The sequence below is a fragment of the Nocardia sp. NPDC050378 genome, from assembly GCF_040655675.1.
In the GTDB taxonomy this organism is placed as follows: Bacteria; Actinomycetota; Actinomycetes; order Mycobacteriales; family Mycobacteriaceae; genus Nocardia; species Nocardia coubleae.
Map to the genome: position 1 here is coordinate 53,079 of NZ_JBFAKI010000020.1, position 15,819 is coordinate 68,897.

Annotated in this window: 14 protein-coding genes; 7 read left to right on the top strand and 7 right to left on the bottom strand. The window is 70.5% G+C overall.

Features of this window, described 5'->3' with window-relative positions; genetic code table 11:
- The first annotated feature begins 121 nt into the window (after positions 1 to 121).
- Complete coding sequence (locus AB0I35_RS28775) at positions 122 to 1,066, top strand: SDR family NAD(P)-dependent oxidoreductase (protein WP_357399473.1); 945 nt, start codon at positions 122 to 124, stop codon at positions 1,064 to 1,066.
- A gap of 218 nt (positions 1,067 to 1,284) precedes the next feature.
- Here the strand turns inward: AB0I35_RS28775 and AB0I35_RS28780 are convergent, their stop codons facing one another.
- The 3 genes from AB0I35_RS28780 to AB0I35_RS28790 form a co-directional block, all read right to left on the bottom strand.
- The gene (locus tag AB0I35_RS28780) at positions 1,285 to 2,196 is read right to left on the bottom strand and encodes a sucrase ferredoxin (protein WP_357399474.1); all 912 of its coding nucleotides are present in this window, start codon (positions 2,194 to 2,196) and stop codon (positions 1,285 to 1,287) included.
- A gap of 149 nt (positions 2,197 to 2,345) precedes the next feature.
- Positions 2,346 to 3,848 (bottom strand): DNA polymerase Y family protein, encoded by a 1,503-nt coding sequence (locus AB0I35_RS28785; protein WP_357399510.1) that lies wholly within the window; start codon positions 3,846 to 3,848, stop codon positions 2,346 to 2,348.
- 233 nt (positions 3,849 to 4,081) lie between these two features.
- The gene (locus AB0I35_RS28790) at positions 4,082 to 4,837 is read right to left on the bottom strand and encodes a hypothetical protein (RefSeq protein ID WP_357147100.1); all 756 of its coding nucleotides are present in this window, start codon (positions 4,835 to 4,837) and stop codon (positions 4,082 to 4,084) included.
- Positions 4,838 to 5,025: 188 nt separating this feature from the next.
- Here AB0I35_RS28790 and AB0I35_RS28795 point away from each other — a divergent pair, with 188 nt between their 5' ends.
- Entirely contained in the window at positions 5,026 to 6,159 is a 1,134-nt protein-coding gene (locus AB0I35_RS28795; protein WP_357399475.1) for a serine/threonine-protein kinase, read from the top strand.
- Positions 6,160 to 6,329: 170 nt separating this feature from the next.
- Here the strand turns inward: AB0I35_RS28795 and AB0I35_RS28800 are convergent, their stop codons facing one another.
- On the bottom strand, positions 6,330 to 6,965 hold the full coding sequence (locus AB0I35_RS28800) for a response regulator transcription factor (RefSeq protein WP_067491188.1): 636 nt from the start codon (positions 6,963 to 6,965) through the stop codon (positions 6,330 to 6,332).
- 161 nt (positions 6,966 to 7,126) lie between these two features.
- Positions 7,127 to 8,806: a PspC domain-containing protein gene (locus tag AB0I35_RS28805; RefSeq protein ID WP_357399476.1), complete on the bottom strand. Its 1,680-nt coding sequence runs from the start codon at positions 8,804 to 8,806 to the stop codon at positions 7,127 to 7,129.
- A gap of 279 nt (positions 8,807 to 9,085) precedes the next feature.
- Between AB0I35_RS28805 and AB0I35_RS28810 the strand changes: the two genes are divergently transcribed.
- The 4 genes from AB0I35_RS28810 (at position 9,086) to AB0I35_RS28825 (ending at position 12,060) form a co-directional block, all read left to right on the top strand.
- Positions 9,086 to 9,715: an MspA family porin gene (locus AB0I35_RS28810; protein WP_357399477.1), complete on the top strand. Its 630-nt coding sequence runs from the start codon at positions 9,086 to 9,088 to the stop codon at positions 9,713 to 9,715.
- Between the two features lie 100 nt (positions 9,716 to 9,815).
- Positions 9,816 to 11,651 (top strand): PspC domain-containing protein, encoded by a 1,836-nt coding sequence (locus tag AB0I35_RS28815; protein ID WP_357399478.1) that lies wholly within the window; start codon positions 9,816 to 9,818, stop codon positions 11,649 to 11,651.
- Entirely contained in the window at positions 11,644 to 11,850 is a 207-nt protein-coding gene (locus AB0I35_RS28820; protein ID WP_357399479.1) for a hypothetical protein, read from the top strand. Before AB0I35_RS28815 ends, AB0I35_RS28820 begins: the two co-directional genes overlap by 8 nt.
- Before the next feature lie 69 nt (positions 11,851 to 11,919).
- Complete coding sequence (locus AB0I35_RS28825) at positions 11,920 to 12,060, top strand: hypothetical protein (RefSeq protein WP_357399480.1); 141 nt, start codon at positions 11,920 to 11,922, stop codon at positions 12,058 to 12,060.
- A 1-nt stretch (position 12,061) separates the two neighbouring features.
- Here the strand turns inward: AB0I35_RS28825 and guaA are convergent, their stop codons facing one another.
- The gene (gene guaA, locus AB0I35_RS28830; RefSeq protein WP_357399481.1) at positions 12,062 to 13,633 is read right to left on the bottom strand and encodes a glutamine-hydrolyzing GMP synthase; all 1,572 of its coding nucleotides are present in this window, start codon (positions 13,631 to 13,633) and stop codon (positions 12,062 to 12,064) included.
- A 133-nt stretch (positions 13,634 to 13,766) separates the two neighbouring features.
- On the opposite strand from guaA, the gene AB0I35_RS28835 reads away from it, so the two are divergent.
- The gene (locus AB0I35_RS28835; protein ID WP_357399482.1) at positions 13,767 to 14,567 is read left to right on the top strand and encodes an alpha/beta hydrolase; all 801 of its coding nucleotides are present in this window, start codon (positions 13,767 to 13,769) and stop codon (positions 14,565 to 14,567) included.
- Here the strand turns inward: AB0I35_RS28835 and AB0I35_RS28840 are convergent.
- Entirely contained in the window at positions 14,564 to 15,718 is a 1,155-nt protein-coding gene (locus tag AB0I35_RS28840; protein WP_357399483.1) for a GuaB3 family IMP dehydrogenase-related protein, read from the bottom strand. The two genes, AB0I35_RS28835 and AB0I35_RS28840, sit on opposite strands and share 4 nt — an antisense overlap.
- Positions 15,719 to 15,819: the final 101 nt, after the last annotated feature.

The following is a 15,819-nucleotide window of genomic DNA, read 5'->3' on the forward strand; positions in this document are numbered from 1 at the left end:
ATCGCACATACGTTCGAATATTCACCAGAGGCGTTCGAACATATTTTCGAGTTTCTCACAGGTCTGGTCGCGTAACTTACTTTGAAGTAAGTTAGAGGGAACGAGCTGCAAAGGAGCAGTGATGTCCCAGGTTTCCCCGAAGAACCGGCGCGATCTCACCGGAAGGCACGTGGTGATCACCGGCGCGTCCTCCGGCATCGGACGTGCCGCCGCCCTCGCCGTGGCCGACAAAGGCGCCGTCGTCCTGCTGCTGGCGCGCCGCGGCGACGAGCTGGCCCAGGTGGTCGCCGAGATCCGCGCGGCGGGCGGGCAGGCGCACGGCTACCAGTGCGATGTGACCGACGCCGAATCCGTCGAATCGACCGTGAAGACCATCCTCGACCAGCACGATCACGTCGACATGCTGGTCAACAACGCGGGCCGGTCCATCCGCCGCGCCATCCACCGTTCCACCGACCGCCTGCACGACTACGAGCGGACCATGGCGGTCAACTACTTCGGCGCGCTGCGGATGACCATGGCGTTGCTGCCGCAGATGCGCGAACGCGGCTTCGGCCACATCGTCAACATCTCCAGCGCGGGCGTGCAGGTGGCGACGCCGCGCTTCTCCGCCTACCTCGCCAGCAAGGCGGCGCTGGACAAGTTCACCGAGGTGGCGGCCGTCGAAACCCTCGCCGACGGGGTCACTTTCACCACCATCCACATGCCGCTCGTGCGCACACCCATGATCGCACCGACCGGCGAACAGGGCCCCGCCGAATCACCGGAATGGGCCGCGGCCACCATCGTCCGCGCCCTCACCGAACGCCCCAAACGCATCGATGTCCCCCTCGGCACCCTCGCCGAGTACGGCGCCCTGTTCACCCCCAAACTCCGCGACCGCATCCTGCACCGTTACTACCGCGCCATCCCGGATTCCCCCGCGGCCAAGGGCGAGGCGAGCACTCCCGAGCCCGAGCCCGCACCCCCGGCACCGCAGCCGGAGCCGAAGAAATCCCCCGCCCGCACCGCCGCAGGCGCCGCCGTCCGCCGAGCCGCCCGCTGGGTACCCGGCACCCACTGGTAGCCGTTTCAAGATCACCACGCTCTGGTGGCGGCGTTTCCCGGGAAGGCACCTGCACCAGAGCATGGTGATCAGTCGTCCAGCACGGTAGCCGGCTGCCTGGCTTGGGTCAGCCTCCGGGTGAGTTCTTGCGCACGGGCAGATCGGAGAGCTCGGGCGGCCGCCGTGGGAACGGGCGTCGCAGGGCCTGACGGGACCGCTTGTAGGGCGTCGTCGGGTGGTCAGGGGGTGAGGATTTGTTCGATGGACACCGGTTCGAGGTAGCCGGCGGGTTTAGGTTTGGCGTTGCAGCTGGCCTGGCGGGGTGGGGCGGGGACGGTGCGGGTGGTCACGCGCCAGCGGCGGCCGTCGCGGTGGGTGACGATGGCGGCGCCGGCGAGGGTCGGGTCGTGCGTGGGGGTGGGGTCGAGGGCGACGGTGAGGGCGTCGGCGGGGGCCGGGACCTGTTCGCGGACAGCGACTTCGGCGAGCTGGGCGATCGGCGGGTAGCAGCTGCGGCCGCGCAGGCCGGTGAGGGAGACCTCGCCGGAGTCGGCGGCGGCGAGCAGGTCGCGGGCGGCGGGAATGTCGACGCGACCGTAGGTGAGGCCCGACGGGAGCAGGACGACGGCGGGGGCGAACCGGTGGCCGCCGGTGTGGGACGCCTCCCACACGCGGCCGGGCTGTTCGGCGGCCAAGGCGGCGGCGATCGGGCGACCGAGGCGGGCGCAGCACTGGTCGCGTTTGCCGTGAGCGCAGACCAGAACGATCGGATCGTCCACCGGCACACCGATTTCGGGGGCGGGCCCGTCCACCAGGTGCAGATCGATATCGAAAAGCTCACGTAGGTCGGTGATCTCGAACCGCACACACCACGAACCCTCGGGCCGTGCACTGGCCAGCAGCACCGTGCGCGTGCCGGTGAACTCGTAGCGTCCGGGACGGCGGATCAAGGTGGGGCGCACCTTCGCCGCCGACGTGCGCGCGGCCAGTTCAGCGGTGATCTCCGGCCCGAGCACCTCGTCACCCAGCACATCACGCCCCCACGCCCCGGGATGCTCGATACACAGCCACCCCGTGGCGTGCACCGCCGTACCGAGCAGCGGAAGGTCGGCAGCCGCCGCCGAACACACCATGCCCTCGAACGGATTCATCACCGCGCCTCCTTCCTCGCTCGCCGGGTCGGTCCCTGACCGGAGTTCACTGTAGAGGCGCCCCGCAGTGCACGGCTCACACCCTCGCTGAGCAGCGGTGACACCGAAGCAGTCCACGGCCGAGGAGATCGAACGGCAGCAGCGCGGTGCTACTCGTAGACCCCTTCGGCATGCCAGTTCCGCTCGTCGTGGACGAGTAGGACCGCGCGGATCTCGGTGGGACGGGCGTCGAGCTGGACCTGGACGCGGACGGCCGTGGTGGCGTGTTCGGCGGCGGACCACCAGCGTTCCACGACCGGCCAGGGACCTGCCCAGCCGAGCAGGGACCACTGTTTGCGGCCCCAGCGCAGGATCGCGGGGTCGGCGGTGAACAGGCCTCGGTCGGTGACGCCGACCTCGGTGCCGTCGGCGGCGGTCAGGTGGACGGTGGGACGGTGCAGCAGGAGCAGGGTGGGGGCCGGTTCGGGGAGGCGGCCGGGCCACGGGTGGGCGGGGTCCGCGCTCGGGGTGAGTTCGTCACCGAGGGCGATCATGGTGATGCGTTCGGCGGGGCCACGGCCGCCACTGAGCACACCGATGCGCACCGCTTCACCGCCGAGCAGACCCTGCACCCGCACCAGCGCGCGTCTGGCGCGTTCGGTCTGCTCCCCCTCACCGCCCCACAGACCGAGCTGCAACGCACCCGAGGCGACCACTTCGACCGGTTCCAGGGTGAGCGCGACGATGGGACCGGTCGGGCGGGCGCGATGGGTGAGCCAGCCGTCGAGTTGCCAGCGGACCCGGTCGGCGGTGTCGGGTGGGGTGAGCGGGCGCGCGCACCGCCAGATCCTGGTGAGTTCCTCACCGGTCTCGGTGCGGGCGGTGACGGCGAGCCGGGTGCACGACACCCCCGCCGCCGACAGGGCCGCGTGCAAGCGGGTGGACAGCTGCCTGCCCGCGAAGGCGGCCGCGTCGACCCGGTCGATGGGTGGGTCACAGGCCAGCTCGACGCTCAGTTCCGGGGCAGGTCTACGCGCCGAAGGCGGACGTTCCGGAAGGGCGCACGCCATGCGATGGGCGTGCCCGGCGTCGGCACCGAACCGGGACGTCACCTCGGCGGGCGTGAGCCGGGCGAAGTCGCCGATGCGGCGTAGACCCAAGCGGTGCAGCAGGTCAGCGAGGTCGGCGCGTTCCGGTGCGGCCAGGCTCGGTTCGGCCGCGAGCTCGGACACGGGCAGCGACGCGAGGTAGCGCGCACCCGCCCCCGGCTCGACGATCGCGCCACGCCTGGCCGCGATGACCGCCGTCGACATGGCATCGGCGATCCCGATCTGAGCCTCGGCGCCTGCCACCGCGACCGCATCGATCAACCGCTCGGCCGCCGCCTCCTCGGACCCGAAATACCGTGTGGCACCCCCTGCCGCGAGCACGATCAGCCCCGGCCGCAACACCTCGGCCCCCGGCACGGTGGCATCGACAGCCGCGACCACCGGTTCGAACAGTCGCGCATCCCGATCCGGATCGTCCTGGGCTACAACGAGTTCGGGACAGCACCCTTGCGCGTCCCGCCTGCGCATCCCACGCCGCACCCCTTCGGCCCGCGCGATCGCCGAACAGGCGACAACCCGGTTCCCGCGCAACACCGCGATCGGCCGCTGCGCCGCCACCCCCATCCCGGCCGCCGCCGCCACCGCAGGCCAATCCGGGCACCACACCGCGACCACCCGATCAGCGCGCCCCACAACAACACCTCGACCCCGCCGCGATCCCCCACGCCGACACACTCGGCCACCCCGCCACGGCGATCCGAGCCGAGCACCTTCGCACCAGCGCTCGCCCGACGGGTGCCAGATCGGCGACGCGGGTGTTCATGCCTGTCGCGCGGGGCTGGGTAACGGGCCGGTCGTCATGACACGGCCTCGCGTAAGGCGGTCACTTCGGTTGGGCGGGCGACGTTCTCGCGGGCCAGCCATTCGGTGCGGCCCGCGCGGGCGCACAGGTCCATGCGGCCCTGGCGGGGTGGGCCCGCCTTGGCGCTGACGCGCACGTCGAGGCAGACCGAGCGCAGGCGACCGCGGCCGGGGCCCAGTCCGTCGTAACCGGCGACGCGGGTGTCCAGGCGCAGCGCCGGGTTGGTCCACTCACCGCCCGCGACGACGAGAGTGGTGCCACGGTTGCGGGCGCGGGCGGCGAGCACGCGGCAGCGGGCCGGGGGGACGGCGAGGCCGTGCAGGCCGAGGACCACCAGGTCCAGGCCGTCGAGCAGGACCGCGGCCACCTCGGCGGGGTCGGGACCCGGGTCGGGGACGACCGCGAGCCGCGACAGCTGCGCACCCATCTCGGCGGCGGCCAGCAAACCGAGCCGCGGCAGCCCGACCACCGCCGCGTGACCACCGCCCGCGGTGACCGCGGCGAGCAGACCGGTGAGCAGCGAGTGCGCACCGGAGTAGGCGACCACCGACCCCTTCGGCAGTCCGCCGTCGGGAAGCAGGTCGGCCAACGGCGCGGGAACGGGCAGCAGATCGCGGCGAAGTGGCTGTTCACGGGGTATGTGCGCGGCCACGGACGCACCGCGCCCCGGCACCGAGGCCATCCGCCTGCGCAACTCGTCGAGCGTGTGCTCGCGCGTACCCGGCTCGGGCGGCAAACCGTTCGAACCCATCAACACCACCTACTTCCACGATGGACCCGCGAGCGGCGAACCGCTCGTCACCGAAACGACAGCACCGTTCCAGCTATCGATCGTATTCGAATATACGTTCGATCGCGACCAGGGTGACAGGCACCCCTGTCCCTGTCCACAGGGAAGATCCCGGCCAGTCAGCGGCAGATTCGGCTACCCTCGCACCCGTGACCGAACGTGCTCGCCCCCATATCGGCCCCGACTACCTGGTCGCGGGCCGCTACCGCCTGCAGTCGAAGCTGGGCGGGGGTGGCATGGGCGCGGTCTGGCTGGCCACCGATCGGCTGCTCAACCGGGAAGTCGCGATCAAGCAGGTGCTCACCACCGCCGGCCTGAGCGAGGCCGAGGCCGAGCGGGTACGCAACAGCATCGTGCACGAGGGCCGGGTGGCGGCCAAGCTGTCGCACGAACACGCCATCGCCGTCTACGACGTGGTGATCGAAGCGGGCGAACCCTGGCTCGTCATGGAGTACTTACCCTCGCGCAGTGTGGCCAAGGCGCTCGCGCTGGTGGACGCGCTGCCCGCGGTGGAGGTCGCCCAGATCGGCGCGCAGGTGGCCGACGCGCTCGCCGCCGCCCACGCCGCGGGCATCGTGCACCGCGATATCAAACCGGGCAACATCCTCGTCGCCGACCGCGGCCCCGACCTGGGCAAGGCGAAACTCAGCGACTTCGGCATCTCCCGCGGCGCGGGCGACGCGCACGGTGACGAACCCGACGGCGTGATCACCGGCACCCCCGCCTACCTGCCGCCCGAGGTGGCACGTGGCGCCCAGCCCACCGAGGCCAGCGACGTGTTCTCCCTCGGCGCCACCCTCTACACCGCGCTCGAGGGTCAGCCGCCGTTCGGTTTCGACGACGACGAGAACGACGTGGTCACCCGCGCCGCGATGGGCCGCATCATCCCGCCCACCCGCAGCGGCATCCTCACCCAGCCGCTGCTGCACATGCTCGAACCCGCGCCGCAGCGCCGCCCGACCATGGCCGAGGCCCGCGACGAAATCCTCACGGCCGCTTTCGGTCCCGGCACCGGCGCCTACATTCTCGGTGTCCCGCTGCGCACCGAGGACGGCACCATCCCGGCGTGGGCGTCGCGCAACGGCGCCAGCGGCGTGCGCAGCCCCAATGCCCAGCCGCTGCCCCGCCCGCACCGGGCACCCCTGGCCGCCGCGCAGACCGCGCGCCCACAACGCACCGGCAGCTTCTTCGACGACCTGCCCAACGGTGCGCCCTTGGCGATCGGCGCAGGCGTGCTGATCGGGCTGGTCATCCTCATCGCCCTCATCATCGCGGTGATGTAGGCGGGTCCGAGACGCCGTCGCCGAGCCATCGACCGTGCGCACGCCAGGTGCGAGCGCCGAGCGAGATTCGAGCCCGCGCGACTGGGCGGTGTGCCCGCGACAATCGAGCCTGCGCAATGCGACCGCGCGATCGTCGATCGGGCCGCGGCGGTGGCGTATGTGCCGAGCGATCACTCGATCCGGCGGCGATGGGCCCATCTGGTCAGTGCGTTGCGGTTGGACTGCTGCGTTTTGCGCAGCACGTTCGAGGCGTGGGTCTCCACGGTTTTCACCGAGATGAACAGGCTTTCGGCGATCTCGCGGTAGGTGTATCCGCGGGCGAGCAAACGCAGGACTTCCAGTTCGCGTGGGGTCAGTGAGTCCAGTTCGGGGTCGAGTGGCGGTTCGGGGACCGGGGAGCGGCCGGTGAACGAGTCGAGGACGAAACCGGCCAGCCGTGGACTGAACACCGCGTCACCGCCCGCGACGCGGCGGATGCCGTCGGCCAGCTCGGCGCCGGAGATGGTCTTGGTGACATACCCGCGCGCGCCCGCCCGGATCACCGCGATCACGTCCTCGGCCGCGTCCGACACGCTCAACGCCAAACAGACCGGGCCCGAGGCGATTCCGCTCAGCACCGCCACACCGCCGCCGTCGGGCATGTGCACATCGAGCAGCACCACATCCGGTTTCGCGGCATCGATCCCGGCGACGGCCTCCGCCACGGCCCCGGCCTCACCGACCACCTCCATGTCGGCTTCCCGGCTCAGTTCCGCTCGCACCCCCGACCGGAAGACCGCGTGATCGTCGACCAGAAACACCCGCACACTCACTCGAGACTCCTCATTCGAACCGCGAACCTGATGCTCATCGGTACCACACCACGATGTCCGCACGGCGCGATCGGGCCATCAGCGACCACACCACGGTGTCCGGGCACGCGACCACGCCGGCCACCTCACGACGTCCGGGCCACGCAACCGGGCCCTCAGCGGTCGACCGGATGATCGCGGTCCACCTGGTCCAGCCCCAGCGCGGCGGTGGGCGCATCGGCGGAGGCGGCGACCGGCTGTTGCTCCTCGCTCGGCTCGGCGGTACCGGAGTCCGTGCGCGGCATGACGATCCGCACCTCGGTGCCGCGCCCGACGGTCGAGTCGATCTCGGCGGTACCGCCGCGCCGCTCGACGCGCGCGCAGATCGACTTGGCGATCCCGCGCCGGTCGGCGGGCACCGACGACGCGTCGAAACCGGCGCCGCGGTCGCGGACGAAAATGCTCACCTGGTGCGGTTCTGTCTCGGCGAACAGGTCGATCTCGGGTACGTCGGCGTGCTTGGCCGCGTTGACCAGTGCCTCACGGGTGGCGCCGAGCAGGGCCGTGAAGTGCTCCTTGGGCAGCCCGGCGCCGGTGTCGCCGGGGTCCATCGCGACATCGCCGACGGTGACGGGGGTGACCTTCACACCGTGCTGGTCCTCCACCTCGCCCGCGATGGTGCGCAGGGCGGCGGACAGGCTCGAATGCGCGGGCGCGGCATCGTCGAAGAGCCATTTGCGCAGTTCGCGTTCCTGGCTGCGGGCCAGGCGCAGCACTTCCTGCGGGTCCTCGGCTTGCCGCTGGATCAGCGCGAGGGTTTGCAGCACCGAGTCGTGCAGGTGGGAGGCGATCTCCTCGCGTTCCTCGTTGCGGATGCGGGCGCCGCGTTCGGCGTTGAGGGCGCGGACCATGCGCAGCCACAGCGGCACCGTGAGCAGGCCCGCGCCGACCAGGGTGACGGCCACCGCGATCAAGGCCGAACCGAGCGAGCTCAGGTCGATACGGGCCAGCACGACGACACCGAGCCCGAACACGATCAGCGTCGCCCCGGCCACGATGCGCGACCAGGTGACCACCGACGGTCGCGCGGGCAACCCGAACAGCGCCCGGGGTCCCGGCGCGGCCACATCGTATTCACGCCACACCAGCGCGGCGCCGACCGCGACGACGACGACCGGCACGATCACCTTCGCCGCCGTGCCCTGGAACAACCAGCCGACGGTGACCGCGAGCACCATCCCGAGCAGCGCCAGCCCGATCGCCTGCCTGCGCTCGTCGCCGGTCGGTGCGGTCGCGTCGCCACCGGCGGGCGTGAAGATCCACAGCAGGCCGTAGGCCACCAGGCCCGCACCGACCAGCGCGGACAGCAGCACGAACGCCAGCCGCACCTTGAACACGTCGACGCCGAGATGATCGGCCAGGCCGCCCGCGACGCCACCGATCACCCGGCCACCGGTCCGCCGGACCAGCCGGGGAGTCGTCGGCGACGCCGGGTCGCCGGGTTCGGACGCGGGAACCGGGAGCACACCGGGGAGATACCCACGCGGCACGCCGTAACCCTGCGGCGGGACGGGCGAGTAGCCGACGGCCGGACGGTACGGCGGCGGCGTGGGCAGGTACTGCGCGCCAGGACGATACTGCTGGGCGACACCGTACTGCTGAGCCCCGCCGTACTCCGGGCCGCCACCGTACTGCTGAGCCGCTCGCCGGTACTGCCGGACAGCTTCGCGATACCGCCTGCCGATCGGCCGAGGCGCCACGTGCCCCGGCATGCGCGCGGAGCCGTTGATCCCGGGGGCGAAACCGGGCCCGGGTAGCCCCTGGGCGGCGGTGCGGGTGGGAACAGACGGATCCATACTTCGATACTGGCACGCGGGAGCGGTGGCCGACATCAGGAAAGACCCTGATCTGTGCCCCGATGTCCCCGGTTCCGTGCCGACCTGCGGCGCGCCCTCTCCGGTCCGGACAGAAATAAGCGATGACCTGCGACTATCCGCAAACCGGTGCGGCTGGGGAAAACCGGCGGAGGAGGAGCTTTCAGCGATCGCACCGGTATTTCGAAAGCCCGGGCACAGATGATCTTCCTACGTTGATGGCAGGCCGGAACCACGGCCGCCGCTTCAGGGGAGGAACACGTGAACATCATCACCACTGTGCTGGGTGCCGCCACCATCGGACTGAGCACTCTCGGGATGACACCGATCGCCTCGGCCACGCCGATGGCACCGCACGAATCGACCTATCACGGCCCAGAGGGCTTCCAGCTCACCATCGGCCATACCGACCAGTCCTACCGGCTGGTCCCGCCGCTCAACGCCATGCCGACCAACCGCGAGGTGTTTCTGAACAACACCGCCTACGTCACCGCACCGCCCGGCGCGACCGGTGACCTCAGTTCCGGTTACCTCGTGGCCTGTGCCGTCGACCTGGAATTGTCGGTCGGCATCGACGGCGGGATCTCGGTGGACGCGGGAGCGAGCGTCGGATTCGGGTCGTCGGGTCCAGACGCCTCGGTCGACCTCGGTCCGTCGATCTCGGCGGGTCTGGATCTGAGTTTGTCGCTCGCCCCCGGCGAGATCAAGAAGATCGACATGGGATCGATGCCGTTGAGCTCGGGCACCACCTACCTGGTGAACCGCGACTTCCACCTGATGGTCGGCAACTGCGGCGGCCCGCTCAATGTGTACTCGTGGGCGACGGTCACCGCCGGAACCGGGAATGTGGAGGCGACGAACTCGGTGTTCGGCGACACCATGTTCCTGTGAACGCGCCCGCCGAACCCGGCAGGTGACCACGCATCCCCGGGGCAATTATCAGGGTTCCCCCCGATGCGTCCGAGGGGTCGCACAGCACACCATGGAACCCATGAGCAGAACGAGCTTCGGCGATCAGGTTCAGCAGATGTGGCACACGCGGCCCGTCCGGCTGCCCAGGCAGGGGCCGATCGCCGGCGTGGCCGCCGGGTTCGGCGTGCGGTACGGCATCGACCCGGTGCTGGTGCGGGTGGCGTTCGTGGTGTCGACCATTTTCGGCGGGGCGGGGGTCATCCTGTACCTGCTGGCGTGGCTGGTGCTCGGCTCCGCGGGCAACGAGCCGTCGGCGGCCGAGTCGCTCAGCGGGCGCGGGTCGCACTCGCAGACCAAGACCATCGTGTTGATCGTGGCACTGGCCATCGCGGTGTCGACCATGGGCCCGGTCGGCTTGGGGCTCGGCGGGTCAGGGGTGATCAGCATGGGTCTGATGCTGGCCGGATGGTGGATGCTCTACCTGCGTCATCCGGAGCTGCCCTCCGGTTTCGACAGTCCTCTCGCCCCGCTCGGCACCACCGGGTATCCCGGCGCCGGCTACCCGAACGCCATGTACCCGTACACCCCCGAGGGGATGTACACGCCCTACACCAAGCTGCCGGATGCCTACGTCCCCGATCCGGCGACGACCGTGTTACCGCGCACCGAAAGTTCCGCGGCGACAGCGGAATCCACTCCCCTGCTGCGGGTGGACGAGGCCGCGACCTCGGTCCTGCACCGGCCGGCCGGTTCCGCGCCGTCGACCGCTGCCGACACCGTCGCACCGGACGCGCAGACGACAGTCCTGCACAAGTCCGCCGATTCCGCACCGTCCACGATCAACCGTGGCACCGCCACACCGGACGCCGAAACGGCAGGCGACGCAACCGGTGCGGTTCAGGCCTCGGCTACATCGGCGGACCCGGCACTCCAGAAGACCTCTAAGACAGACACCGGTCGTGAGTCCGACAACGACGGCATCATCGACCTCGAAAAGTCCGCGCAGACCGACCAGGTCGTAGCCGACGCCGAGTCTCCGGCGGCTTCCAAGTGGCCGACAGAAGGGGCGACAACCGACCGGCCGGCGACCGACCCGGCGCCCACCGCTCAGGTGCCGAACGCCCCGGCGCCGACCGCTCTGTCGCCGACCGGCCCGTCCCCGTCCGACCTGTCACCGACCCGCGACACCGCGATTCTGCACAAGACCCCCGCGCCGAACGGTCCCAACCTCCGCGCGCAGGTGCCCCCCGGCTGGGATCCCCTGGCCGTAGCCCCGCTGGCCTGGGAACTCCCCGAAGCAGTCCCCACCTTCGCCCCCGTCGCCCCGCCTCCACCGAAACGCCCCCGCTCACGGCTCACACCGGTCACCATCGGCCTGGCCATCCTGGCCGCCGCGATCGCGGGCGCGGCAGCGGCATCGGGCGTGGAATGGATGACCCCGGCCCGTATCGCCGCCATCGCCTTGGCCGTGGTCGGCCTCGGCCTCGTCGCCGGTGCGTTCCTGCGACGTGGCTACGGGCTGCTGGTCCTCACCGCACCGCTGGCCGGATTCGTCCTGCTCGCCTCGCTGGTCGGACCCATCGACTTCGAGAACAGTGGCAATGTCGGTGACCGCGTGTGGGCGCCGACCTCCGTGCAGGAGCTACAGCCTCGCTACACCCTCGACATCGGTTCGGGCACACTGGATCTGCGCGGCCTCACCCTCACCGAATCGCGGAGCGTCGAGGTAGCGGTGAACATCGGCGATACGAAAATCCATCTGCCCGAAGGGATGACGGTGAACACCACCTGCGACATCCGGGTCGCCGACAACCCCTGCGACGAGGGACTGAGCGGGCCGAACACCCCCGGCGCGCCCGTCCTCGACCTGCACATCAAGATGCACCTCGGTGACGTGGAGGTGACCCGTGGCTGACTCGACGAAAACCGAACGCCGCCCGGCCCTTTCCCTGCTCTGCACCGGCCTGCTCGCCCTCGCGGTGAGCGTGTGGGCGCTGCTCGGCGCCCCGACCCCCGACGGCGGCGGCATCCTGCCCATCGGCTGGGGTGTGGTGATCGTGGCCAGCGTCATCGGATTGCTGCTGGTGTTTTCCCCCCGCCGCCGACGGCACTGACGAAAGACCGACATGACCGAGAAATGGCCCGTCACCGTGACGGGCCATTTCTGTGGAAAGGCAACGGCAATGGCGAATCCCGCAGACCGGCAGGCGGCCACCCCCGTGGCCAAAGCGCTGCCACCGACCACCCACCGACCGCAGACCGGCGGTTTCCTCCTGGGCAGGCTGCTGCTCACCCAGGCGATGCCACGACCGCGACCGGCCTAGCTCACTCCCACTCGATGGTGCCCGGCGGCTTGCTCGTCACGTCGAGTACTACGCGGTTCACCTCGGCCACCTCGTTGGTGATGCGGGTGGAGATGCGTTCGAGCACGTCGTAGGGCAGGCGGGTCCAGTCCGCGGTCATCGCGTCCTCGCTCGACACCGGGCGAAGCACGATCGGGTGACCGTAGGTGCGGCCGTCACCCTGCACGCCCACCGAGCGCACATCGGCGAGCAGCACCACCGGGCACTGCCAGATCTGCTTGTCCAGGCCGGCGGCGGTGAGCTCCTCGCGGGCGATGGCGTCGGCCTGACGCAGCAGGTCGAGCCGGTCGGCGGTCACCTCGCCGACGATGCGGATGGCCAGGCCGGGGCCCGGGAAGGGCTGGCGCGCGACGATTTCCTCGGGCAGGCCGAGTTCGCGACCGACCGCACGGACCTCGTCCTTGAACAGCAACCGCAGCGGCTCGACCAGCTCGAACTCGAGATCGTCGGGCAGGCCGCCGACATTGTGGTGGCTCTTGATGTTGGCGGTGCCGGTGCCGCCACCGGACTCGACCACATCCGGGTACAGCGTGCCCTGCACCAGGAACTCGACCTTCGGTGCCGTCCCGTCGCCACCCTGTTCGGCGACGATGCCGGCCACCGCGTCCTCGAAGGACCGGATGAACTCGCGGCCGATGATCTTGCGCTTCTCCTCCGGATCGGAGACGCCCTTCAGTTCGCCGAGGAACTTGTCGACCGCGTCGACGGTGACCAGCTTGGCCCCGGTCGCGGCGACGAAATCGTGCTGCACCTGCTCGCGCTCGCCCGCGCGCAGCAGACCGTGGTCGACGAACACACAGGTGAGGCGGTCACCGATGGCACGCTGCACCAGCGCGGCGGCGACGGCGGAATCGACACCGCCGGACAGCCCACAGATGGCGTGGCCGTGACCGATCTGGGCACGCACGTCCTCGATCAGGGCCTCGGCGATATTGGCCGGGGTCCACGCCGCGGGAATGCCCGCCAGCTCGTGCAGGAAGCGGCTCAGCACCTGCTGGCCGTGCGGGGAATGCAGCACCTCGGGGTGGTACTGCACACCGGCCAGCCGACGCGCGCGGTCCTCGAACGCGGCGACCGGCGCACCGGCGGTGGTACCGGTGACCTCGAACCCCTCGGGGGCGTCGGTCACGGCGTCACCGTGACTCATCCACACCGGCTGGATCGTCGGCAGGCCGCCGTGCAGCACACCGCCGTCGATATTGAGTTCGGTGCGGCCGTATTCGCGGGTGCCGGTGTGCGCGACGGTGCCACCGAGCGCCTGCGCCATGGCCTGGAAGCCGTAGCAGATGCCGAACACGGGCACGTCGAGGTCGAACAGCCGCGCGTCGAGCTGCGGGGCGCCCTCGGCGTACACGCTGGACGGGCCGCCGGACAGGATCACCGCGAGCGGCTGCTTCTCGGCGATCTCCTCGACCGTCATGGTGTGCGGAATGACCTCGGAGAACACCCTGGCCTCACGCACCCGGCGGGCGATCAGCTGTGCGTATTGTGCGCCGAAGTCGACGACGAGGACCGGTCTCTGAGTTTCTGCCACCTGCCCAGTTTAGTGAGGGTGACAGACGGCCGAGCACGGGGCATCGATGCCCGTGCCGCGCCACGCTGTGACAGACCACGACGCACCGTGATTCCTTGCGCGGGGCGGGGTGGTGCTGGCTATCCTCGTGCTCGTGCCATTCGCCCGCGCGATCGATGCCGACATCTACTACGAGGACAGCGGTGGCACGGGTCCGGTGGTGTTGCTCGCCCACGAATTCTTCATGGACCGCACGATGTTCGAGGCGCAGCAGACCGCACTCGCCCCCGAATTCCGGGTCGTCGCATGGGACGCGCGCGGCCACGGCCGCACCAGGGACCAGCGGTTACCGTTCACCTACTGGACCGCCGCCCGCGACGCGCTGACCGTGCTCGACGCGCTCGGCGTCGAACGCGCGGTCGTCGGCGGCACGGCTCAGGGTGGGTTCACCGCGCTGCGCACCGCGCTCGTCGCCCCCGAACGGGTGGCCGCGCTCATCCTCATCAGCACCGAAGCCCACGGGCCCACCCGCGAACAGTCAACCGCCACACAGCGATTCCTCGACGGATGGCACGACCGCAGTTCCCGCGAGGAGGCCGCGGCCCAGCTCGCCGACTGGCTCATCGGCGACGATCACCGCTACCGCGATATCTGGACCCGCCGCTGGGTCGGCGACGCGCACAACGGGCTCGACGCGGCCGTCGGCTGCCTGCTCGGGCGCGATTCGGTGCTCGAACGGCTGCCTGAGATCACCTGCCCCGCGCTGGTCATCCACGCCACCCACAGCGGCATCGCCGGGAAGAGAGCCCGCATGCTCGCCGAGGGGCTCACCGCCTCCACCTACGTGGAGATCGACGGTGCCCGCCTCGGTGTCACGATGACCCACGCGGAACCGGTCAACGCGGCCATCAGCCGGTTCCTGCGCGAACGGGTGTCACTGGCCCATGTTCGTTAGCGGACGCTGAGCCCGACCTTCTGGAATTCCTTGAGGTCGGAGTAACCGGCCTTGGCCATCGACCGGCGCAGACCACCGACCAGGTTCAGCGAACCGAACGGGTCGTCGGAGGGGCCGTAGAGGACGCGCTCGAGGCTCGGGCGGTCGGTGGCGCCGTCGGGACCGTCGAGCCACGACTCGTCGACCGGCAGGAACGAACCGCGCGGCACCGAGGGGTGCGCGGTGGCCGAGGGCCAGTACCAGCCGTGACCCGGCGCCTCGGCCGACACCGACAGCGGCACACCGAGCATCACGGCGTCGGCGCCGCAGGCGATGGCCTTGGCCAGCTGGCCGGAGGTGGCCACGTCACCGTCGGCGATCACGTGCACGTAGCGGCCACCGGTCTCGTCGAGGTAGTCGCGGCGCGCGGCGGCGGCGTCGGCGATCGCCGTGGCCATCGGCACACCGATACCGAGCACCTCGCCGGTGGTGGTCGCACCCGGGAAGGAGCCGTACCCGACGATGACGCCCGCCGCACCCGTGCGCATCAGGTGCAGGGCGGTGCGGTGATCGCTCACGCCACCGGCCACGACCGGCACATCGAGTTCGGCGATGAAGGTCTTGAGGTTGAGCGGTTCACCGTCACCGACGTGCTCGGCGGAGATGATGGTGCCCTGCACCACCAGCAGTTCGACACCGGCCTGCACCAGCGCGGGCGTGAGCGCTCGAGCGTTCTGCGGGCTCACCCGCACGGCGGTGGTCACACCGGCGGCGCGCACCTGGGCCACGGCGGCGGCGAGCAGGTCGGGCTGCATCGGGGCGGCGTGCAGTTCCTGGAGTAAGGAGATCGCGCGTTCGTAACCCCCCTTGTCGACCAGATCGATCAGCTGATCGATCTTGACCTGCACATCGGCGTGCCGAGCCCACAGACCCTCGCCGTTGATCACGCCGAGGCCACCACGGCGCCCGAGCTCGATCGCGAACTCCGGCGAGACCAGTGCGTCGGTGGGGTGCGCGAGCACGGGGATCTCGAAGCGGTAGGCGTCGAGCTGCCAGGCCAGCGAGACCTGCTTCGACGACCGCGTCCGCCGCGAGGGCACGATATCGACGTCGTCCAGCTCGTACGTCCGACGAGCGACCCGCCCCATACCGATTTCCACCATGTCACGCACAGTTGCTCCCTGTGTCCGGGCGCGCGTGTGCGCGCGTTTTCACAAACCTGACGGCTTGCATGGCTGTGCGCCGGGAGCGTACCCCCCGGCGCACAAACGCA